Raw genomic sequence first — 22,184 nt, forward strand, 5'->3', positions numbered from 1 at the left:
CCTTAGCGTCTGTCCGCGGGGAGGGTGGCCGCTTTGTTCACGTCGTACCACCAGGTATCGAGGCCGGACGAATAGATGGGGCGGGTCGCGGGGAAAGAGAACTTATTCCACCACGCGGTGCGGTCCTGCGCCATATACCACATCGGCAACATGTAGTTATTCCAGGTCAGCACACGATCCAGCGCCCGACCGAGAGGGATCAGTTTCTGCTTATTGCCCTGCCACTGCAGGATCTGCGCAATCAGCTTATCCACTACCGGGCTTTGCACCCCCGGCGCGTTGTAGCTGGAGTGAATATAGTCGGACGCCCAGGAGATTTGCAGGTCGGTCCCCGGCCAGGGCATGGCGCGCCACAGGCTTGGCATCATGTCGTAATCCCGGCTGCGGCGGCGGTTGCTGTACTGCGAATTATCAACCTGACGAATATCCATGACGATCCCCAGACGCTGCAGGTTGTGCTGAAACGGCAGCACCCAGCGGTCATTGCCCCCGGCCGGCAGCAGTAGCTCAAAGCGCAGCGGCTTGCCGGTGGCGGCGTTGACCCGGCGCTGGTTCTTCACCGTCCAGCCCGCCGCATTGAGCAGGGCGTCGGCTTTGAGTAAGTTGGCGCGGTCGAAGCCATCGCCGCGGGAGACCGGCGGCTGGTAAACCTGGCTGAAGAGCTCCGGGGGCAGTTCTTTTTTCATCGGCGTCAGCAGGGCCAGCTCGGCTGCGTCGGGCAGGCTGCGGGCGGCATATTCGGTGTTCTGGAAATAGCTGTTGGCGCGCTGATAGGCGCTGTAAAACAGCGCCTTGTTCATCCATTCGAAATCGAACGCCAGGGTAATGGCCTGCCGCACCCGGCGATCGGCAAAAATCGGGCGCTGAATATTGAACGCCAGCCACTGGGTATCCTGCGCCGAGGTATTGGTATGCTCATCTTTAATGATGTAGCCGCGGCTGAAGTTGCGACCGACGTAGCGGGTAGCCCAGTTTTTGGCGACGGTCTCTTCCCGGCGATCGACGGCTCCCGCTTTAAAGGCTTCGAAAGCGACATTGTCGTCGAGATAATAGTCATAGCGCAGCGTATCGAAATTCCAGCGACCGCGGTTGACCGGCAGGTCGGCCGCCCAGTAGTCGGCGACGCGGGAATAGGTAATATATTGCCCCATTCGCCAGGCGCTGATGCGGTATGGCCCGCTGGCCAGCGGCGGCTTCGACAGCGGGTCGCTGAGTTTGTGCTGGCGCCAGAACGCCTCGGGCATAACCGGCAGGCTCAGCAGACTCAGCATGTTCTCTTTGCCGGGCTGGCCGAGGTCAATACGCACGGTCAACGGCGCGATGGCCTTCACGGTGGTGCCTTTATAAAACAGGCGAAACTGCGGCACCCCTTCGGTCATAAACTTGTTGAAGGTAAACGCCACATCGCGGGCGGTGATCGGCGTACCGTCATGGAAGCGGGCGCGCGGGTTGAGCGCGATCTCCATCCAGGAATAGTCCTCGGCATAGCGCGCCCGCTCGGCAATCAGCGGGTAGTAGCTGCCGGGCTCATCATCCGAGGTGGTGAACAGGGTATCGTAGAGCGCCTCCGTGCGTACCGCGGGGTTGCCACGCAGCGCATAACGGTTGAAGTTATCAAAGGTGCCGATCGCCGCCAGGGTGAGGGTGCCGCCTTTCGGCGCCCTGGGATTGACGTAATCAAAATGACTGAAACCGGCGGCGTATTTCGGTTCGCCGATAATCGCGAAGGCTACGCTTTCCTGAATGGTTTGCGCCTTAGCGTCCAGGCTAAACAGAGCCAGCAGAATCAGAAAGAGGCGCGCATACATAGGCGGCAGAATACCTTGTCATGGCCGGCCCCCATGGCCGACATCCGTTCCCGCATCATAAGTGAGACTTAGCGCGTTGTGAAATAGTTCGCGGGTTCATCGTGCGCAGCCACCAGCCCGGCCAGCGACAGCGGTCGGCTGATCCAGTACCCCTGCAGGAAATGAACGCCCTGGCCGCGAAGCCACTCCGCCTGTTCCTGGGTCTCCACCCCTTCGGCGACGGTCATTAATTTCAGCCGGCGGCTGAGGGTCAGTACCGCATCCAGCACCGGCGAGGTTACTGTTTCAGTACCAATCGCCTGCACAAAACCGCGATCGATCTTCAGATAATCGAAGTTATAGCGTTCGAGATAGATCAGCGCGCTATGCCCGGTGCCGAAATCATCAATCGCGATTTCGAATCCCTGGCGGTGGAGCCAGGCGAAGTTAGCCATCGATTTTTCTTTATCAATCATCGCCCGCTCGGTTACCTCCAGCACCACGTGAAAGTGGTCGGCTGGCAGTGCGGCGGCGAAGCGCAGCATATCGTCGCGGAAGCTGTCGGCCTGCAGATGGGCAGGGGAAATATTCAGCCCCAGCTTCACGCCGCGCGGCAGAATACGCTTCAACACCGCAGCGTCGCTGGCGATCAGCGCGAGCAGGTGATGGGTTAGCGGCACGATCATCTGCTGGGTTTCGGCCAGGTTAATAAAAACGTCGGGCGGAATTTCACCAACCACCGGATGGCGCCAGCGCATTAGGACCTCCACGCCGCTGATACGTAGAGTCTGAGCATTAACCACCGGCTGATAAACGATGTAGAACTGGTTATTTTTGATCCCCAGCAGAATGGATTTTCGCGGATCCGATTTGATCGTCAGCACGTAATAGCAGAGCAGCCCCGCCAGCAGGCCGCAGACGACCCCGAGCAGCAGAGCAAACTGCGTATTTTCCGCCAGCCAGCTGTTGGCATACAGATAGACCTTCAGCGGTAAGCCCTCGATCTGTGCCTGGCGGATCGGCGCGTTATGCAGCGTTTGCGGATCCACCAGCCGATTACTGAAGGTGGAGATAGCGGTGTGATCGATGGCCAGCGCAATGCCGCTGAAATCGTTTTGCCGCGCGGAATAGAGGATATACGGTGTGAGATTAGCGTTAATCGACACGAAAATGCCGCTGTTTTGATCGCCGGGTTTACCTACCCACAGCGCCAGCGCCGCGCTCTTCGGCATCATCGGCGTGCCTGGTAAAATCGCCATAGCAACGGGTTTGCTGATATCGATGGCCGGGATCAGCTGGCTGAGGGGCGTATTCATGGCTCCCGTAGCCGATGAGCAAAAGGCGATGCCGTTTTTGACCAGCAGGAAAGCGCGGACGTTGGGGCTGAACGCGGCGTGGGAGGTAAGCCCGGAGTCAATATTCTCGCAGGGCTGGTCCACCAGCGGCTGCAGGCCGTCAATGGTCTGGCGCAGGTCGTGAAAATAGCTTTTCAGATAGGTATTAACATTGTTGATAATGGCGTCGAAACGCTCGGCCCGGTTATGGTAGATCACCATAAACTGAATGCTCCCGGCCAACAGCGCGACGATGATCCCCACGCTCAGGCTGGTTAACCAGGTTTTACGCTGGGGCGAAAAGTAGCGAGTAAGCATAGCCAGATTCTTTCCGTATTATTGAAGCGCATCAACGGAGTGTCGGTCGTCGTTTTTCTCATTCCCACTTAAAAGACATAGCTTATTTTGCGACGTTGAGAACCAGGTGGCAAAAAAAAACACTGCCTGGGGCAGTGTTTTTTATCCCGCAGCCAGCCAAGGGATAACCGGCGGCGGTGGAGGACAGTTTACGAGCGGCTCAGGACTCGACGCGCTTCATTGTAGCGCTTTTTCCAGTACGGCTCATCCATGCTGGAGATAGTCACCCCGCTGCTGGTGGAGGCGTGAACAAACTGGTTGTTGCCGAGGTAGATCCCGACATGGCGGCCGGTAGAGCCGGCGCGAAACAGAACCAGATCGCCTGTACGCAGTTGGGCACGGGAAATCGATTTTCCGGTTTCCTGCTGTTCAGAAGTTGAACGCGGCAGTTCCAGACCAAATTGTTCGCGGAAGGTGCGCTGCACAAACGCTGAGCAGTCGATACCCTTGCGGGTGCTGCCGCCGAGGCGGTAACGCACGCCTTTCCAGCTGGCATACTGATCCATTAAACGGGACTTTACGTCCAGGTTACGGACCATCGTTTCAAATTCATCCTGAGAGGCTTGCAGTGATGATAAATCGCCACTACCCACAGCATGCGTCTCAGAATGCATATTCCTGGCGGTACTTGTTGAACTACACGCGGAAAGCAGAACCGCTACTGCAATCGCGGGGGCTACCCGCAAGATATATCTCAAAATCGGCTGAGATTTGACCATGCTGTTTATTTTCCCTTGTTGTCCTTAACGACAATGTCGTTATAAAAAATGCCAAACGTGTTAGAGCCTAAATACCCATCCGCAATGAGACAATTCCTTAAGCTTAAATTTGTGCAGTCACGCACAATTTTATTCATGCCCTGAATTAATGCTGCGGAAAAGGCAAAACGAGAACGAGATTACCCTATCAAACGCCGCATGGCGAGCGGTTTTGCGCGATTTCTTATAAGTATTTTGGTGACAAAAAGTGAATCATCGGGAAAGGCCAAAATTACGGCAATATCGGGCAAAAAACAGACAATTCCTTCATTTGTCACGGGATTAATGTGACAAGAAGATGAACGTCATGTTGAAAAAAAGGGAAAATGTAAAAAGGGACCCAAAAGGTCCCCTTATAGTTAATGACTTTGGCGGCTGCCGGAGACATTATTTGGCCGATATTCTGCTGGGTAAGTAGCGATCGAAAAAGGCGATCAATTTATCGCTCAGCGGGGTCATCAATACCCAGGGCGCGCCGATCAGCACGGCGGTCAGGGAGCCGACGGCAATATCGCTAAACCAGTGGGCGCCAATCATTACCCGCGGGAAAGCAAAGACCACAAAGATAATCAGCGCGACGCCCAGCGCGCGACGGCCAAAATAGCGCCACATAAAGCTCGCGAAGATCAGCAGCATCATCCCATGATCGCCAGGGAAGCTGTCCTTCGACGCATCCTTAGTGGGGAAGTTAACGACGTCGCTGACGCGGGTAATATCGCTAAAAAACAGCGACGGGCTGGCGCGCTGTACCGGCATCAGGTGTTGTGCGAGCTGGTTGATGATCACCGCCGCCAGCAGCATCACCAGGCCCATGATGGCGATCTGACGACGGCCTGCAGTCGGCGCCTTTAGCCAATAGCTCAGCATCAGGCAGCCCATCGCCAGCAGCGAACAGGCGTCGAAGGCGCGATTGTTGATGATCGCCAGCAGCCAGGCATAAGCATGGCTGACGCTGACGCCATGGTTAAAGAAATGGAAGATCGCGGAGTCGACCGGCAACCACGCGCCATGGTTGGCTGGCAGATACCAGGAGCAAAATAGCGCTACACCCGCGATGTTAAGCAGCAGGATTAAAGGAATTCGGTTTTTCATCATAGCCATTGCGATTTTGTGACAGTCGGCGGCAACCTTAGCCGCCTTAACTTAAACGAAGCCTCAACAACGAGGTCTGGAGTGCGTTCCAGTCGGCTTCATTCGCGGAAATAAGCTCGATCCGACTATCGGGCGGAGCGACGCTGAGGGTCTCGATATGGAGATCCTCCCCCTGACGGTTGATTCGTACCGCCCCCTCGGCAATGCGCATCACGCCTTTAACGCGCCCCACTGGCGCCAGCCTGGCCCATTCGAGCAGGCCGATGGTGTCAAAAACCGTCTCCGCGTCGAAGATCCAGCCGCAGCCCTGATAGCCCTGGCCATTGTTGAGATGTCGGCGCCAGCGCTGGTGTTCCGCCAGGCTGAGCGCGGCGAGGCCGGAAGAGGGGGGATGGCGGTGGGCGTGCTCCGCGCTCGCCGGCAGCGGGGCGGTGTTCCGTCGTGGCTCATCGAGCAGGGCCAGATCGATATTGCCCTGGATTGCCGACACCTTGCGACGCTCGCCGCCCCAGCGCTGCCACCAGTCGGCCAGCGCCCGGGCGCTTTCGGCGGTTTCCCGATCACTTTTATTAGCCACAATGATGTCCGCCGCGGCCAGCTGATCGCGGAAGTTGTCGTTGCTGACGGCTCTTTCATCCAGCAGCTGGCGGGGATCGAGGATGCACAGCGTGGCGCGCAGATCGATCCAGGGCTCATACACCGCCGCGGTGAGGATATCGAGGATCTGCTTTGGGTGGCCCAAACCGGTGGGTTCGATCAGCAGGCGATCGGGTTTGCCCTGGCGCAGCAGGGTGTTCAGCCCAACCTGCATCGGCAGGCCATTGACGCAGCACATGCAGCCGCCGGGGATCTCTTTGAGCAGGGCGCCGCTATCGGCCAGCAGCGCGCCGTCTATCCCGACTTCGCCAAACTCGTTAACCAGTACGGCCCATTTTTCATCCGCAGGCTTCTGCGCCAGCAGATGAAGAATCGAGGTCGTCTTACCGCTGCCGAGAAAGCCGGTGATCAAATTGGTTCTGGTCACTCTTTTTCTCCAGGATAAATGTAATGTTGTAACAGTTACGCCTATCCTGACGAAAAAAGGGGGAAAAGAGAAGTCCTGAGGCGGACAGAAGAGAATTCTGTCCGCATAAGCGCAAATATTGTTAAGAATTCAGCGCGTGGGCGACGGCCTCGCGGGCGCCGTGCGTCGCCAGCTGTTGCCAGGCGGCGCGGATCCCGGCGACAAACTGGGCGTTGTGCGGCAGGTCGCGGCCAAATATTTCCTCCAGCCCCAGCAGGGCGTCGACGCGCTGCTGCTCATCGCTCTGGGCCACCCGCTGCCGGATCTTGTCGACCAGCGGATCGCGCACGTCGATCGTCTGACCGGCGTCGTCCGTGCCGCTGACGTAGCGCATCCAGCCGGCCACGCCGAGAGCCAGCAGCGGCCAACGGCTGTCGCGCGCCAGATGTACGCGGATGCCATCGAGCATGCGCTGGGGCAGCTTCTGGCTACCGTCCATGGCGATTTGCCAGGTGCGGTGTTTGAGCGCCGGATTGCTGAAGCGGGCGATGAGACTGTCGGCATAGGCCAGCAGATCAACGCCGGTAATGGTCAGCGTCGGAGCCTGTTCGTCAAGCATCAGCTGGCGGGCGGCGCGGCGGAAGACGTCATCCCGCATGCAGTCGCTAATGTGCGCATGCCCTGCCAGATAGCCAAGCCAGGCGAGGAAAGAGTGGCTGCCGTTGAGCATCCGCAGCTTCATTTGCTCCCAGGGCAACACGTCATCGGTCATCTGCACGCCCGCCGTCTCCCAGGCGGGTCGCCCGGCGACGAAGTGATCTTCGACCACCCACTGAATGAAGGGTTCGCAACTGATGGCGCAGGGATCGTCGATCCCCAGCACGGCGGCGATTTCCGCCAGCGACTCCGGTGTGGCCGCAGGAACAATACGATCCACCATGGTGCCCGGGAAGCTGACGTTGTCGGCGATCCAGTCCGCCAGCGCCGGGCTGCGTTTTTCCGCCATGCCGAGGACGGCATTTTTTACCACGTGACCGTTGTCGGGGATATTATCGCAGGAGAGCACGGTAAAGGGCGGAAGGCCTCGTTCCCGGCGGCGGGCTAGCGCTTCAACTAAAATACCGGGAGCTGACTGCGGCAGCGTCGGATTCTCCAGATCGTGAATAATGCGCGGATGCGTCGGATCCAGTTTCCCGGTCGCCGGATCGATGCAGTAGCCTTTTTCCGTAATGGTCAGCGAGACAATCGCTACCTGCGGCTCGCAAAATTTTTCGATAATCGCCGCCAGCGAATCGAGCCTGGCGTTCAGACATTCGTGCACCGCGCCGATCACAATGGGCTGGTTGCCGTCGGCGCCTTTTTCCAGCACGGTAAACAGATGGTCCTGTTCGCGAAGTTGGCTCATCAGCGTGTCGCCGCTGAACAGACTGATTTCACAGATCCCCCAGTCGCCGCCGACGTTATTCAGCACGCGATCGGTGAGCAGCGCCTGGTGCGCGCGGTGAAACGCGCCAAAGCCGAAATGGACAATACGCGAGCGGAGTTGGCTGCGATCGTATTGAGGGTATTGCACGTTCTTCGGTAGCGTAGCGGTTGCAATTGTTGTCATTCTTCCCACACCTGTTTAACTGCTTATTAACAATGCCAGTCTAAAGTTATATGACAGGAAGTTAAATTGGTAAGCCGAAATTATCCGCTGACTGTGAGCTGGATCAATCAATAGGCCAGCACTGTTTGCAGCCAGGTGAGAAACATGTATGGTAGTCGTCATGAGTGTCGCCATTATTGGTATAACAACTTTTGTGAGGACATAGCGATGGAGCAAACCTGGCGGTGGTATGGGCCGAACGATCCGGTATCGCTTGATGATGTACGGCAGGCGGGGGCGACCGGCGTCGTCACTGCGCTGCACCATATTGCAAACGGTCAGGTATGGCCGGTCGACGAGATTAAAGCGCGTCAGGCGCTGTTAGCGGCAAAAGGGTTGACCTGGTCGGTCGTCGAAAGCATTCCCGTCCACGAGGATATTAAAACCCACAGCGGGCAGTATGCGACCTGGATTGCCAACTATCAGCAGAGCATCCGCAACCTCGCGGCCTGCGGCATCGATACCGTGTGCTACAACTTTATGCCGATCCTCGACTGGACGCGCACCGATCTGGAATATGAGCTGCCGGACGGCTCCCGGGCGCTGCGTTTCGATCAGATCGCTTTCGCCGCCTTTGAGCTGCATATCCTTAAACGCCCGGGAGCGGAAGCGGATTACAGTGAAGAAGAGCAGCGTCAGGCTGAGGTCTATTTCAAGGCGATGAGCGAAGCAGATATCGATAAACTGACCCGCAATATCATCGCCGGCCTGCCGGGAGCGGAAGAGGGCTACACCCTTGACCAGTTCCGCGCGCGTCTGGCGGAGTATGACCACATTGATAAAGCGCAGCTGCGTGAAAATATGGCCTATTTCCTGCGCGCCATCGTGCCGGTATGCGAAGAGGTAGGGATCCGCTTGGCTGTGCATCCGGACGATCCGCCGCGGCCGATCCTTGGCCTGCCGCGTATCGTGTCGACCATCGAAGATATGCAGTGGCTGAAGGAGACGGTGGACAGCATTAATAATGGCTTCACCATGTGTACCGGATCGTATGGCGTTCGCGCCGATAACGATCTGGTGAAGATGGTGGAGACCTTTGGCGATCGCATCCATTTTACCCATCTGCGCTCTACCTGCCGTGAAGCAAACCCGAAAACCTTCCACGAGGCGGCGCACCTTAGCGGCGACGTCAATATGGTGGCGGTGGTGGATGCTATCCTGCGTGAAGAGCAGCGGCGTAAACAGGCCGGCGATCTGCGCCCGATCCCATTTCGTCCGGATCATGGTCATCAGATGCTCGACGATCTGCGCAAGAAAACCAACCCAGGCTATTCGGCGATTGGCCGTCTCAAGGGGATGGCGGAAGTGCGCGGCGTCGAGCTGGCGCTGAAAATGACCAAATACCCTGAACTGCTGTAATCGCGGCAATGGGGATAATAAAAAGGACAGCCAGCGCTGTCCTTTTTTACTGTCGGGGCGTTACCGATGATTAATCCGCGCGGCCCATATAGCGGCACTCTTCGATATGAATGCGGATTTTCTCACCGGTGGTCAGGTATTCCGGCACCTGAATCACCAGGCCGGTGCTCATGGTGGCTGGCTTGGTGCGGGAGCTGGCGGACGCACCTTTAATACCCGGCGCGGTTTCGATAATTTCCAGGTCAACGGTCTGCGGCAGCTCCAGCGCCAGCAGCTGGCCGTCCCAGGTCAGCACCTGCATGTCCGGCATCCCACCTTCCGGAATAAACTGCAGCTCTTCTTCAATCTGCTCTTTGGTAAAGGTGTAAGGGGTATAGTCTTCTTTATCCATGAACACGTATTCGTTGCCATCGACGTAGGAGAAGTCGACGAAACGGCGGGTCAGGGTGACGGTATCGACGATATCGTCGCCTTTGAAGCGCTCTTCTACTTTCAGGCCGGTGCGCACATCGGAGAAGCGCATTTTATACAGTGTCGCAGCACCGCGGGCGCTGGGTGACTGAATATCAATATTTTTCACAATCAGCAGCTTGCCGTTGTAATTCAGCACCATACCTTTTTTAATTTCATTCGCTCTTGGCATTGCAGTAATCCTGTCACTTAACGAGTCAAAAATATCGCGTAAAACTACTCGCGCCCGGGCGTTCAGGCAAGCGGATTTCGCGAGTTTTGCTATCTTCTGGCAAAACGTTTAGGCTGTGGCGCAAAATGAGCGTTTGGGAGTCGGGTTGTGGAATGTCGTACTGATTGTGGCGCATGTTGCATCGCCCCCTCTATATCATCGCCGATCCCCGGCATGCCGCAGGGCAAGCCGGCTAATGTCAGGTGTGTTCAATTATCTAATGACAACCTATGTAACATTTTCGGTTCGGAACTGCGACCAAAAGTGTGCGGCAATCTTCAACCTTCGCCAGATATGTGTTCGACGGATCGTGACGCCGCTATAACTTACCTGCTTCACTTGGAGTCCAGCACGGCACCATAGGTATTTGTAGAACATTGCTTATAAGTATATAACCTATGGTGGTGTTTATTTTGTTTTATATCAACAGGATAGGTGGCTCCTCTGAGAGGATAGCTATCACGCAGCCATTTAATCTACCAACACGTCTTCCAGGTTTTGTTGTTGAAATCTATCAGTGGCATCGACATTGAGGTCTGGCTTCAACTGCTCAATATCAAATTGAACACGAAAGCCTGTTTTCTCTGCAATATAGTCACTAAACATATTTGTACCATCAATATCCCATCCTCTGCAGACTCGCGCTCGGGAGGAAGGGGGATAAATATCGACTTGATGAGGATAATGTTATCTGAGCGTGACAGCAGTAGGCAGTGTGAATTTTTGTATTGCTTACAAATTGTCAATCTACAGCTGAAAGTATAACGTATACACCAGTAATCAAGTGATAGGTGTTGTGATATGGATATTAATGAGTTCCCTCCGGGAGTTATCGAACATCTCGGTTGGTATGTATATCGACTGATTGATCCACGAGATGGAAGCACTTTTTACGTGGGTAAGGGAAAAGGCAATCGCGTTTTTGCTCACATGCGCGGCGAAGTGGCAGCCGCTGATGATGATGAACTGCTCAGTAATAAACTCAAGCAACTTCGTGAGATTAGATTAGCTGGTCTGGAGGTCATCCATGTAATCCATCGGCATGGTATTGCCGATGAAAAGACTGCTTATGAGGTGGAGGCTGCTCTAATCGATGCCTACCCAGGTTTGACCAATATCATGAACGGTGCTGGCAGTAACGAGTATGGCGCTGCACATATTAAAGAATTAATTGCAACGTACCAGCCTGAGACAGTGGAGTTTAAGCACAAAGCGCTGATGATATCTGTTAACAGAAGTTCAAAGGATGTTGATCTCTATGACGCAGTACGCTTCAGTTGGCGTGTAAGCCTCGAACGTGCAAGCAAAGCTGAAGTTATCCTGGCTACAGTAAAAGGAATTGTCAGAGGGGTATATGTTGCTGATGAGTGGTTAAAATCTACCCGTGACAACTTTCCTGAAATGCGCCAATGGGATGAAGATGATGAGTTTGAAGCTACTCAAAGTTCACGCTTTGGTTTTCGAGGTCGCGCGGCATCTCCTGAAATTACACAGCTCTATCTTGGTAAGAAGATCCCTGATGACCTCAGAAAGAAAGGGTCAATGTCTCCTGTGAAGTATTCACCAAATTTTGATTCCTGAACGCTAATATTTCAGTATAACTGCTTAAAGGGCGATCCGGCGTTGAATATGGGTCGCCTCCAAAACATCGAATAACTTATTGTATTTTAAATACATTTGTTTTATCTCCCGGCATTTTTTTGAGCCCCGGACCAAATAATGGTGCTGTCGATATTACTCTGGTGTCATATTGTTCAGTTATTAATGCGGAAATCAAAAATTATATTAAGATCAATAAGTTAATTATAAAGGGCAACTGCACTATAGCACTGACGACACGGATGCCTGCGCATGGCTGAAACATCTGCAGGCCGAGCTGGCTGCATTGACTCTATCATGATCATTAATCTGCATTGCCCGGCTCTGGCCGGGCAATGTGCTTACACGTCTCTTATCCGCCACAGGCAGGCCTGAGTGACAACGCCCATCGCCAGCGCAATCCAGAACACCGCGTGATAGCTCCAGATCTCCGCCACTACCCCCGCCAGTGAGCCGGCAATGATCCAGCCGACGCGGGTAGTATTGGTATAGAGGGTGGTGGCCGCGCCCGCCTGCCCCGGCATCAGGTCCTGGAAATAGAGCATGCCGATCCCGGCGAGGATCCCGATATAGATGGCGTTCAGCACCTGCATCGCCAGCAGCAGCGCTGGCGTATGCACCGTCAGCATGCCGACGTAAAACAGCACCCCGGCCACTGCAGAAAGACGCATCAGAAAGCGTTTGCCGAAACGCCGGGCGTAGTAACCGGCAATCAGCATGGTCGGAATTTCCAGTCCGGCGGCGGTGCCCATCATCAGCCCCGCCAGCTTCTCCGGCAGATGCAGCTCGTTAATGATAAACAGCGGCATGTTAATGATGTACAGGCTGTTAGTACCCCACATCAGGGTGCAGATGCTGAACAGCAGCAGCGCATCGCGGCGATGCGTGCGCGGAGCTTCCAGCCGGCCGGTCGCTACCGGCTTTGCTTTGCGCATGCTGGGCAAGAATAGCCAGACCATGATCCCGCAGACGATAAACGCCGCCGCGGCGCTGAGATACATCGCGGTAAAACCAAACCCCATCGCCAGGGCGTAGGCCAGCGGGGGACCAATCACCCATGCCAGGGAGACCTGGGCACGTAAAATGGAGCTGAACATCACCGCTTCGCGGCCGGTCCTGTCGGCATGCTCCCGCGCGAGGGCAAACATCTGCGGGTTGGCGGTCGATCCAAAGCTGCTGAGAAAAACGCCGATGAACAGCAAAATGAAATAGTTGCGGTTCCAGGCAAAGAGTACGCAGGCCAGCACCCCCAGCAGGCAGCAGACGACAATCAGCTGCTTGCGATCGCCCTGACGGTCGGAGCGGCCGGCGAGGAACTGACTGACCAGAATACCAATAACCGCGCTGCCGGTAAAAAAGAAACCGACCATCGCCGGGCGGACGTGCACTTCGTTGGTCAGAAACAGGCTCAGGGTCGGGGTTTGCAGCGCCCCGGCAATGCCCGTCAGAAAGGCGACGATTAAGAAGGCGGAAGAGGTGACATCGAACCCGCGTCGGGGGAGAGCGGCGCTACGGTTTTCCATGGGTTTGGTTTTCTGTAGTTTCAGGAGACGGCGCGGAGTTTACGCCTGCTGGCTAAAAATAAACAGTAGTATGGCACGAATAATTAAAAAGGCGTTTCAAAATATAGGGTTCAGCAAAAAGCTGACGTTCGAGGCGGTCGATAGCTAAGGCTTCAGCAAAAGTGTGCAGTACCTCTAAGTTCTGCGATCAAGTCGCTGACGTACCTTGCGCGTTGAGCAAGAAAGGTACAAAATTCTTGAAACGTTTCAGCGTCATTCGGCAATCCGTTCCCCGTCAGATGGCGCCTTTTTTCTCAAGTTAGCTGAAACGATTCAATTCAGCAGGAGAGGAGAACCATGTTCCAGTTATCTGTGCAGGATATTCATCCCGGCCAGCAGGCCGGTAATAAAGAAGAGGCCATCCGGCAGGTCGCCGCCGCGCTGGTCAGCGCCGGCAACGTGGCCGATGGCTACGTGAACGGCATGCTGGCGCGCGAGCAGCAGACCTCGACCTTCCTCGGCAACGGGATCGCGATCCCGCACGGCACGACGGATACGCGTGACCAGGTGCTGAAGACCGGCGTTCAGGTGTTTCAGTTCCCGCAGGGCGTCACCTGGGGTGAAGGGCAGACCGCCTATGTGGCGATCGGGATTGCCGCCAGCTCAGATGAACACCTCGGCCTGCTGCGTCAGCTGACCCACGTGCTGAGCGATGACGCGGTCGCCGCGCAGCTGCAGTCCGCCACCACCGCGGAAGAGCTGCGCGCGCTGCTGATGGGAGAGAAGCAGAGCGAAGCGCTGAAACTGGATAACGAGACCCTCAGTCTCGACGTCGCGGCCAGCGATCTGCTGACCTTGCAGGCGCTGAACGCGGCGCGTCTGAAAGAAGTTGGCGCTGTCGATGCCGCCTTCGTTAGCCACGTCATTAACGATACGCCGCTGAACCTCGGTCAGGGCGTCTGGCTGAACGACAGTGCGGAAGGCAATTTGCGCAGCGCCGTGGCGGTCAGCCGCGCGGCTAACGCCTTTACCCGCGACGAGCAGCCGGTTTCCCTGCTGGTCACGGTAGCGATGGCCGACGAGCAGCCGACCGCAGTGCTGAACCGTCTGAGCAAGCTGCTGCTGGACAAGAAAGCTGAACATTTGCTGAAAGCCGACGCCGCCACCGTGCTGGCGCTGCTGACCAGCGACGACGCCATTGCCGAAGATGTGCTGAGCGCCGAATTCGTGGTGCGCAATGAACACGGCCTGCATGCCCGTCCGGGCACCATGCTGGTCAACACCATTAAACAATTTTCCAGCGACATCACCGTCACCAATCTCGACGGTTCCGGCAAGCCGGCTAACGGTCGCAGCCTGATGAAGGTTGTGGCGCTGGGTGTGAAAAAAGGTCACCGTCTGCGTTTTACCGCGCAGGGTGAGGATGCGCAACAAGCGCTGGATGCGATTGGCGAAGCGATCGCCGCAGGCCTTGGGGAGGGCGCATAAATGAGCAGACGTGTAGCAACGATTACGTTAAACCCGGCATACGACCTGGTGGGATTCACCCCGGAGATTGAACGCGGCGAAGTGAACCTGGTGCGCACCACCGGCCTGCACGCTGCCGGGAAAGGCATTAATGTGGCGAAAGTGCTGAAAGATCTGGGCATTGACGTCACCGTCGGCGGTTTCCTGGGTAAAGACAACCAGGACGGCTTTCAGCAGCTGTTCAGTGAGCTGGGGATCGCCAACCGTTTCCAGGTGGTGCAGGGCCGGACCCGTATCAACGTTAAGCTGACGGAAAAAGATGGCGAAGTGACCGATTTCAACTTCTCCGGCTTTGAAGTCACCCCGGGCGACTGGGAACGCTTCGTCAACGACTCCCTGAGCTGGCTCGGGCAGTTCGATATGGTCTGCGTCAGCGGCAGCCTGCCGTCCGGCGTTAGCCCGGAAGCCTTCACCGACTGGATGACCCGTCTGCGCAGTCAGTGCCCATGCATCATTTTCGACAGCAGCCGCGAAGCGTTGGTTGCCGGACTAAAAGCGGCGCCGTGGCTGGTGAAACCGAACCGTCGCGAACTGGAAATCTGGGCTGGCCGCAAGCTGCCGGAGATGAAAGATGTTATCGACGCCGCCCATGCGCTGCGCGAGCAGGGTATCGCCCACGTGGTGATCTCCCTGGGCGAAGAGGGCGCGCTGTGGGTCAACGCCTCTGGGGAGTGGATTGCTAAACCACCTTCAGTGGAAGTAGTCAGCACCGTTGGCGCCGGCGATTCGATGGTCGGCGGCCTGATTTACGGCCTGCTGATGCGTGAATCCAGCGAGCATACCCTGCGCCTGGCGACCGCCGTCGCTGCCCTGGCCGTCAGCCAGAGCAATGTAGGAATTACCGACCGTACCCAGTTGGCCGCGATGATGGCGCGCGTCGACTTACAACCCTTTAATTGACAGCAGGAGAGGCATAATGAAAACGCTGCTGATTATTGATGCCGGACTCGGACAGGCGCGCGCCTACATGGCGAAAACCCTGCTGGGTGCCGCGGCGCCGAAAGCGCACCTTGAGCTGATTGATAACCCGAATGACGCCGAACTGGCCATCGTGCTGGGAACCGCGCTGCCGGCCGATAGCGCGCTGAATGGTAAAAACGTTTACCTGGGCGATATTAACCGTGCTGTCGCCCATCCGGAGCTGTTCCTGGGAGAAGCGAAAGACCACGCTAAGCCCTACGTTGCGCCAGCGGCGGTAGCCGTTCCGGCCGCCGCTCAGGGGCAGAAACGCATTGTCGCGGTCACCGCCTGTCCGACCGGCGTCGCCCACACCTTTATGGCGGCAGAAGCCATCGAAACCGAAGCCAAAAAACGCGGCTGGTGGGTGAAGGTGGAGACCCGCGGCTCCGTTGGGGCGGGCAATGCCATCACCCCGGAAGAGGTGGCCGAGGCGGATCTGGTGATCGTCGCTGCCGATATCGAGGTGGACCTGGCGAAATTCGCCGGCAAGCCGATGTACCGCACCACCACCGGTCTGGCGCTGAAGAAAACCGCCCAGGAGCTGGATAAAGCGGTGGCGGAAGCCAAACCGTACCAGCCATCCGGCAAACCTCAGGCGGCTGCTGAAGGGAAAAAAGAGTCGGCGGGCGCCTATCGCCACCTGCTGACCGGCGTCTCCTATATGCTGCCGATGGTAGTGGCCGGGGGCCTGTGTATCGCGCTCTCCTTTGCCTTCGGGATCAAAGCGTTTGAAGTGAAAGACACCCTGGCGGCGGCGCTGATGCAGATCGGCGGCGGCTCGGCCTTCGCGCTGATGGTGCCGGTACTGGCAGGCTTTATCGCCTTCTCCATTGCCGACCGTCCGGGTCTGACCCCGGGCCTTATCGGCGGTATGCTGGCGGTTAGCGGCGGCTCCGGCTTTATCGGCGGGATCATCGCTGGTTTCCTTGCCGGTTATGTGGCGAAAGCCATCAGCACGAAGCTGAAACTGCCGCAGAGTATGGAAGCCCTGAAGCCAATCCTGATCATTCCGCTGGTCTCCAGTCTGATCGTGGGTTTGGCAATGATCTATCTGATCGGTAAACCGGTAGCCGGTATCCTCGCCTGGCTGACCCATTGGCTGCAAACCATGGGCACCGCCAACGCGGTTCTGCTGGGCGCGATCCTCGGCGCGATGATGTGTACCGATATGGGCGGGCCGGTAAACAAAGCGGCCTATGCCTTTGGCGTTGGCCTGCTGAGTACCCAGACTTATGCGCCGATGGCGGCGATCATGGCGGCCGGTATGGTGCCACCGCTGGCGATGGGTATCGCGACGCTGGTAGCGCGCAATAAGTTCGACAAAGGGCAGCGGGAAGGGGGCAAAGCCGCGCTGGTTCTTGGCCTGTGCTTTATCTCGGAAGGGGCGATTCCTTTTGCCGCCCGTGACCCGATGCGCGTTCTGCCGTGCTGTATCGTCGGCGGCGCGGTAACCGGCGCTATCTCCATGGCGGTCGGCGCGAAACTGATGGCGCCGCACGGCGGGCTGTTTGTTCTGCTGATCCCGGGGGCGATTACGCCGGTGCTGGGCTACCTGCTGGCGATTGTTGCCGGAACGCTGGTGGCGGGCCTTGCCTACGCCGTGCTGAAACGCCCTGAGGCGCAAACAGCGGAAGTTGAAAAAGCGGCATAATCCTACCGCAATAAAAAAGGGCCGACTGTTCGGCCCTTTTTTTGTCTCTATTTACGCCACTTCGGCAATCTGCTGCGCCCGCAGCCAGGCAATCTCTTCCGCCCAGATATCCGGGTTGATGGTTTCAAGAATCAGCGGAATACCGTCGAAGCGGCTGTCCTGCATGATCCAGCTGAAGCAATCGTGGCCGATGTTGCCTTCCCCCAGGCTGTGGTGACGGTCGACCCGGCTGCCGAAGGCGCTCTTGGCATCGTTGAGATGCATGCCGCGCAGATACTGAAAACCGACGATGCGTTCGAAGGCGGCGAAGGTTTTTTCGCAGGCTTCGGCGCTGCGCAGGTCGTAGCCGGCGGCGAAAGCATGGCAGGTATCAATGCAGACGCCGACGCGGGATTTATCTTCCACGCCGTCGATGATGGCCGCGAGGTGCTCGAACTTAAAGCCGAGGTTGCTGCCCTGGCCAGCGGTGTTTTCGATCACCGCAGTAACGCCTTCGGTCTTCGCCAGCGCGATATTGATCGATTCGGCGATGCGCGCCAGGCACTCCTCCTCCGGGATCTGCTGCAGATGGCTGCCGGGGTGGAAGTTGAGCAGCGTCAGCCCCAGCTGCTGGCAGCGGGTCATTTCATCAATGAAGGCATCACGGGATTTTTCCAGCGCTTCTTCCACCGGGTGGCCAAGGTTAATCAGGTAGCTGTCGTGCGGCAGGATCTGCCCCGGGCCAAAGTGATACTTTTCACAGGCGGCTTTGAATTCGGCGATGGTCTCGTCGCTGAGCGGCGCGGCGCGCCACTGGCGCTGGTTCTTGGTGAAGAGGGCGAAGGCGGTTGCTTCGATTTCGGCGGCGCGAATGGCGGCATTGGCCAGTCCACCTGAGGCGCTCACGTGCGCTCCTACGTATTTCATAAAAAAACTCCAGTTAAAGCCGCTGGGGGGTGGGTAATGATAGCGGCTTAACTGGAGAAAGATGTAGTGCTTTATGCCATCAGGCTGTGGATAGCGACGTTAATGACCCCGCCGCCGACAATCAACCAGACGAACAGCATCAGCGCCATCAGCAGCGGTTTCGCCCCGGCTTTTTTCAGCGCGCTGACGTGGGTGGTGACCCCGAGGGCGGCCATTGCCATCGCCAGCAGGACGGTATCCAGCGTCACCAGCATATCCACCACGGCTTTCGGCAGCAGATGGAAGGAGTTAAACACCGCCACCAGGATGAACATAATGGCGAACCACGGAATGGTGATTTTGCTTTTCTCGCCGTTGCCTGCCGGGGTCAGCTGTTTAACACGCGCCGCCAGGAACAGCAGGAACGGAGCCAGCATCATGACGCGCAGCATTTTGGCGATAACCGCCGCGTTCTCCGCGTCCGGGCTGACCGCATGGCCGGCGGCAACAACCTGCGCCACTTCATGCATGGTGGAGCCCATATAGATCCCGTAGGTCTCCGGGGTAAACCAGTGCGCCAGCAGCGGGTACATCGCCGGGTAGAGGAAGATGGCGATGGTACCGAAGATAACCACTGTGGCGACGGCAACCGTCACTTTACTGGCTTCGGCTTTGACCACCGGCTCGGTGGCGAGCACGGCCGCCGCGCCGCAGATGCTGCTGCCGGCGCCGATCAGCCAGCTGGTGTGTTTATCGAGACCAAACACTTTCTGGCCAAGGAAGCAGGCGATAAAAAAGGTACTGGAGAGCGTCAGAACGTCAATCAAAATACCGCTCACGCCGACGTCGGCAATCTGGGCGAACGTCAGGCGAAAGCCGTAGAGGATGATCCCCAGGCGCAGCAGATGCTGCTTGGCGAAGATCACCCCGCCGTCGCAGGGCTGCCAGATTTTCGGGTAGACCGTGTTGCCGACGACCATCCCGAACAGGATAGCGAGGGTCAGGGCGCTAAAGCCTGCGCCGGCGATGGCCGGGAAACTACCGGCCCACAGGGCGGCGCCGGTCAGAGCGGCAGTCAGCGCCAGGCCTGGGACAAAATGCCACAGGGAACGATGTTTGGTGGGTAAAGTGAGTGCTGTCATAACCTTCTCCTTTGTCTGCCTAAAGGTTACGCCGCGCGGGATTAAATATAAAATTGATTATATGTTTATAATCAATCGTAATAAGTGGTTAATGGCCGCTTCGCCGGTTACAACGGGGCGAGAGCGGGTTAGGCAGAAGCGGGGCGGTCTCGCCGGCAAGACGATGATTTTGTGATATAAGCGGATTTTCCTTCCGTCAGCCGCCTCGATTTGTGTCACCATAGTAAGGAAGGTTATTCAGGTTGGATTACTAAACGGGTGGGTTATGCATATTACGCTGCGGCAGCTGGAAGTGTTCGCCGAAGTCCACAAGAGTGGGTCGACCACTCAGGCGTCACAGATGCTGGCGCTTTCGCAATCCGCGGTCAGCGCCGCGCTGACCGATCTGGAAGGGCAGCTCGGCGTGCAGCTGTTTGACCGCGTCGGTAAACGACTGGTGGTGAATGAGCATGGACGGCTGCTGTACCCGCGTGCGCTGGCGCTGCTGGAGCGGGCCCTGGAGATCGAGCAGCTGTTTCGCGGCGATAACGGGGCGATCCGAGTCTACGCCAGCAGCACCATCGGCAACTATATTATGCCGGAGATTATTGCCCGCTATCGTCATGACTTCCCGGATCTGCCGGTCGAGCTGAGCGTCGGCAACAGCCTGGACGTCATCAACGCCGTCGCCGACCTGCGGGTGGATTTCGGCCTGATTGAGGGGCCGTGCCATGCCGCCGATATTATTGCCGAGCCGTGGCTGGAGGATGAACTGGTGGTGTTTGCCGCGCCCAACTCACCGCTGCTGGCGGGGGAGGTGACCCTGCAGCAACTGGCTGAGGCGCCGTGGATCCTGCGCGAGCATGGCTCCGGCACCCGGGAGATTGTCGATTACGTTCTGCTGTCGCATCTGCCGGCGTTTCATCTGGGCATGGAGCTGGGTAATTCAGAGGCGATCAAGCACGCGGTCAGGCATGGCCTGGGCATCAGCTGTCTATCGCGGCGGGTGATTGCCGAACAGCTTGCCTCGGGCACGCTGGCGGAGCTGAAAGTGCCATTGCCCCGGCTGACGCGCACGCTGTGGCGGATCCATCACCGGCAGAAGCATATTTCTAAAGCATTACAACGTTTTCTGCACTATTGCCAGGTGTAGCAGCCCGGTTTTATCGCCTGATTACGGGGGGAATTCGCTGGCAATTCCGCAGGTTAGTGCTTTACTAATAATTTGCGGGCGATCATGAAGCTCTCTTATAACTTTGCATTTGTACCGGATGGAACCCCGATCGTCTGCTACAATCGCGCCTCATTTTTTGGATGGATAGCATTATCACATGGTTTCGGAAACTAAAACCACAGAAGCGCCCACGCTACGTCGTGAACTGAAGGCGCGCCACTTGACCATGATCGCCATCGGCGGTTCCATCGGTACGGGTCTTTTTGTTGCCTCTGGCGCAACCATTTCGCAAGCAGGTCCCGGCGGGGCGCTGCTGTCTTATATTCTGATCGGTTTGATGGTCTATTTCCTGATGACCAGCCTCGGCGAGCTGGCGGCGTTTATGCCGGTATCCGGTTCCTTCGCCACCTACGGGCAGAATTATGTTGAAGAAGGCTTCGGCTTCGCGCTGGGCTGGAACTACTGGTACAACTGGGCGGTGACGATCGCCGTTGACCTCGTGGCCTCACAGCTGGTGATGAGCTACTGGTTCCCCGACACTCCGGGCTGGATCTGGAGCGCCTTATTCCTCGGCATCATGTTCCTGCTGAACTGGATCTCGGTGCGCGGCTTTGGCGAGGCGGAATACTGGTTCTCGCTGATAAAGGTAGCCACCGTCATTATCTTTATCATCGTCGGCGTGATGATGATTGTCGGCATCTTCAAAGGGGCGCAGCCAGCCGGCTGGAGCAACTGGGGGATCGCGGATGCGCCGTTCGCCGGCGGTTTCTCGGCGATGATTGGCGTGGCGATGATTGTCGGCTTCTCGTTCCAGGGCACCGAGCTTATCGGCATCGCTGCCGGTGAATCTGAAAATCCGGAGAAGAACATTCCGCGCGCGGTGCGCCAGGTCTTCTGGCGTATCCTGCTGTTTTACGTCTTCGCGATCCTGATTATCAGCCTGATCATTCCGTATACCGATCCGAGTCTGCTGCGCAACGATGTGAAGGATATCTCCGTCAGCCCGTTCACCCTGGTGTTCCAGCATGCTGGTTTGCTGTCGGCGGCGGCAATCATGAACGCCGTTATCCTGACTGCCGTGCTGTCGGCGGGTAACTCCGGGATGTACGCCTCCACGCGTATGCTGTACACCCTGGCCTGCGACGGTAAAGCGCCGCGTATTTTCTCGAAGCTGTCGCGTGGCGGCGTGCCGCGTAACGCGCTGTACGCGACCACCGTGATCGCGGCGCTGTGCTTCCTGACTTCCATGTTTGGCAACCAGACGGTGTACCTGTGGCTGCTGAACACCTCCGGGATGACGGGCTTTATCGCCTGGCTGGGTATTGCGATCAGCCACTATCGTTTCCGTCGCGGCTACGTCCTGCAGGGTAACGATATTAATAATCTGCCGTATCGTTCCGGGTTCTTCCCGCTGGGGCCGATCTTCGCCTTCGTGCTGTGCTTGATCATTACTCTCGGACAGAACTACGAAGCGTTCCTCAAGGACACCATTGACTGGGGCGGCGTGGCGGCGACCTACATTGGTATTCCGCTGTTCCTCGTTATCTGGTTTGGTTACAAGCTGGCGAAAGGCACCCGCTTTGTTCGCTACAGCGAAATGACCTTCCCGGACCGCTTTAAGCGTTAATCTTCGCGATTGTGCGATAAAAGCCCTCTGTGAAGAGGGCTTTATATTGCTGGCAAAGTGCAATCTTCAGGGATTGCCCGGCTGCGCTGCTGGACTGCACCCCAAAAGTTGGACACCC

General features: G+C 57.2%; 19 protein-coding genes. 8 read left to right on the top strand and 11 right to left on the bottom strand.

Annotated features, from left to right (window positions below):
- Window positions 1-2: 2 nt before the first annotated feature.
- From KB892_RS06720 to KB892_RS06745, 6 genes are all read right to left on the bottom strand, one after another.
- Window positions 3-1,808 (bottom strand): extracellular solute-binding protein, encoded by a 1,806-nt coding sequence (locus KB892_RS06720; RefSeq protein ID WP_009307406.1) that lies wholly within the window; start codon window positions 1,806-1,808, stop codon window positions 3-5.
- A gap of 68 nt (window positions 1,809-1,876) precedes the next feature.
- Complete coding sequence (locus KB892_RS06725; RefSeq protein ID WP_002912968.1) at window positions 1,877-3,439, bottom strand: cyclic di-GMP phosphodiesterase; 1,563 nt, start codon at window positions 3,437-3,439, stop codon at window positions 1,877-1,879.
- 188 nt (window positions 3,440-3,627) lie between these two features.
- Window positions 3,628-4,197: a bifunctional murein DD-endopeptidase/murein LD-carboxypeptidase gene (gene mepS, locus KB892_RS06730; RefSeq protein WP_002912967.1), complete on the bottom strand. Its 570-nt coding sequence runs from the start codon at window positions 4,195-4,197 to the stop codon at window positions 3,628-3,630.
- Window positions 4,198-4,623: 426 nt separating this feature from the next.
- Entirely contained in the window at window positions 4,624-5,337 is a 714-nt protein-coding gene (locus tag KB892_RS06735; RefSeq protein ID WP_002912965.1) for a phosphatase PAP2 family protein, read from the bottom strand.
- Window positions 5,338-5,374: 37 nt separating this feature from the next.
- The gene (locus KB892_RS06740) at window positions 5,375-6,352 is read right to left on the bottom strand and encodes a CobW family GTP-binding protein (RefSeq protein ID WP_032411976.1); all 978 of its coding nucleotides are present in this window, start codon (window positions 6,350-6,352) and stop codon (window positions 5,375-5,377) included.
- 121 nt (window positions 6,353-6,473) lie between these two features.
- Window positions 6,474-7,940, bottom strand: a complete 1,467-nt coding sequence (locus tag KB892_RS06745) for a mannitol dehydrogenase family protein (protein ID WP_032411974.1) — start codon at window positions 7,938-7,940, stop codon at window positions 6,474-6,476.
- A 207-nt stretch (window positions 7,941-8,147) separates the two neighbouring features.
- Here KB892_RS06745 and uxuA point away from each other — a divergent pair, with 207 nt between their 5' ends.
- Entirely contained in the window at window positions 8,148-9,338 is a 1,191-nt protein-coding gene (gene uxuA, locus KB892_RS06750) for a mannonate dehydratase (RefSeq protein ID WP_002912952.1), read from the top strand.
- Between the two features lie 70 nt (window positions 9,339-9,408).
- Here uxuA and yeiP read toward each other — a convergent pair whose 3' ends face one another.
- A complete protein-coding gene (yeiP, locus tag KB892_RS06755) occupies window positions 9,409-9,981 on the bottom strand; it encodes an elongation factor P-like protein YeiP (protein ID WP_002912951.1) in 573 nt (190 codons plus the stop codon).
- Between the two features lie 147 nt (window positions 9,982-10,128).
- Here yeiP and KB892_RS06760 point away from each other — a divergent pair, with 147 nt between their 5' ends.
- Complete coding sequence (locus tag KB892_RS06760) at window positions 10,129-10,383, top strand: YkgJ family cysteine cluster protein (RefSeq protein ID WP_004151121.1); 255 nt, start codon at window positions 10,129-10,131, stop codon at window positions 10,381-10,383.
- A gap of 108 nt (window positions 10,384-10,491) precedes the next feature.
- Here the strand turns inward: KB892_RS06760 and KB892_RS31420 are convergent, their stop codons facing one another.
- Entirely contained in the window at window positions 10,492-10,626 is a 135-nt protein-coding gene (locus tag KB892_RS31420) for a hypothetical protein (protein WP_002912949.1), read from the bottom strand.
- Window positions 10,627-10,914: 288 nt separating this feature from the next.
- Between KB892_RS31420 and KB892_RS06765 the strand changes: the two genes are divergently transcribed.
- A complete protein-coding gene (locus KB892_RS06765) occupies window positions 10,915-11,601 on the top strand; it encodes an LEM-3-like GIY-YIG domain-containing protein (RefSeq protein ID WP_014343350.1) in 687 nt (228 codons plus the stop codon).
- Window positions 11,602-11,960: 359 nt separating this feature from the next.
- Here KB892_RS06765 and setB read toward each other — a convergent pair whose 3' ends face one another.
- On the bottom strand, window positions 11,961-13,142 hold the full coding sequence (gene setB, locus KB892_RS06770; protein WP_004151122.1) for a sugar efflux transporter SetB: 1,182 nt from the start codon (window positions 13,140-13,142) through the stop codon (window positions 11,961-11,963).
- 336 nt (window positions 13,143-13,478) lie between these two features.
- Here setB and fruB point away from each other — a divergent pair, with 336 nt between their 5' ends.
- From fruB to fruA, 3 genes are read left to right on the top strand one after another with little or no spacing between them, the layout of a single operon-like run.
- Window positions 13,479-14,609, top strand: coding sequence for a fused PTS fructose transporter subunit IIA/HPr protein (gene fruB / locus KB892_RS06775; RefSeq protein ID WP_002912947.1), 1,131 nt, complete (start codon window positions 13,479-13,481; stop codon window positions 14,607-14,609).
- A complete protein-coding gene (gene fruK / locus KB892_RS06780; RefSeq protein ID WP_002912941.1) occupies window positions 14,610-15,548 on the top strand; it encodes a 1-phosphofructokinase in 939 nt (312 codons plus the stop codon).
- 16 nt (window positions 15,549-15,564) lie between these two features.
- The gene (fruA, locus tag KB892_RS06785; RefSeq protein ID WP_002912939.1) at window positions 15,565-17,259 is read left to right on the top strand and encodes a PTS fructose transporter subunit IIBC; all 1,695 of its coding nucleotides are present in this window, start codon (window positions 15,565-15,567) and stop codon (window positions 17,257-17,259) included.
- Between the two features lie 51 nt (window positions 17,260-17,310).
- Here the strand turns inward: fruA and nfo are convergent, their stop codons facing one another.
- Together nfo and KB892_RS06795 are read right to left on the bottom strand one after the other, a co-directional pair.
- Entirely contained in the window at window positions 17,311-18,165 is an 855-nt protein-coding gene (gene nfo, locus KB892_RS06790; RefSeq protein ID WP_002912937.1) for a deoxyribonuclease IV, read from the bottom strand.
- Between the two features lie 71 nt (window positions 18,166-18,236).
- On the bottom strand, window positions 18,237-19,286 hold the full coding sequence (locus KB892_RS06795) for a YeiH family protein (RefSeq protein ID WP_002912935.1): 1,050 nt from the start codon (window positions 19,284-19,286) through the stop codon (window positions 18,237-18,239).
- 265 nt (window positions 19,287-19,551) lie between these two features.
- Here KB892_RS06795 and yieE point away from each other — a divergent pair, with 265 nt between their 5' ends.
- Window positions 19,552-20,418 (top strand): DNA-binding transcriptional regulator YeiE, encoded by an 867-nt coding sequence (yieE, locus tag KB892_RS06800; protein WP_002912932.1) that lies wholly within the window; start codon window positions 19,552-19,554, stop codon window positions 20,416-20,418.
- Between the two features lie 178 nt (window positions 20,419-20,596).
- Window positions 20,597-22,066 carry an amino acid permease gene (locus KB892_RS06805; RefSeq protein WP_002912929.1) on the top strand — a complete coding sequence of 490 codons (1,470 nt, stop codon included), beginning with the start codon at window positions 20,597-20,599 and terminating at the stop codon, window positions 22,064-22,066.
- Window positions 22,067-22,184 lie beyond the last annotated feature (118 nt).

Source organism: Klebsiella sp. P1927 (assembly GCF_018204675.1).
Taxonomy (GTDB): domain Bacteria; phylum Pseudomonadota; class Gammaproteobacteria; order Enterobacterales; family Enterobacteriaceae; genus Klebsiella; species Klebsiella pneumoniae.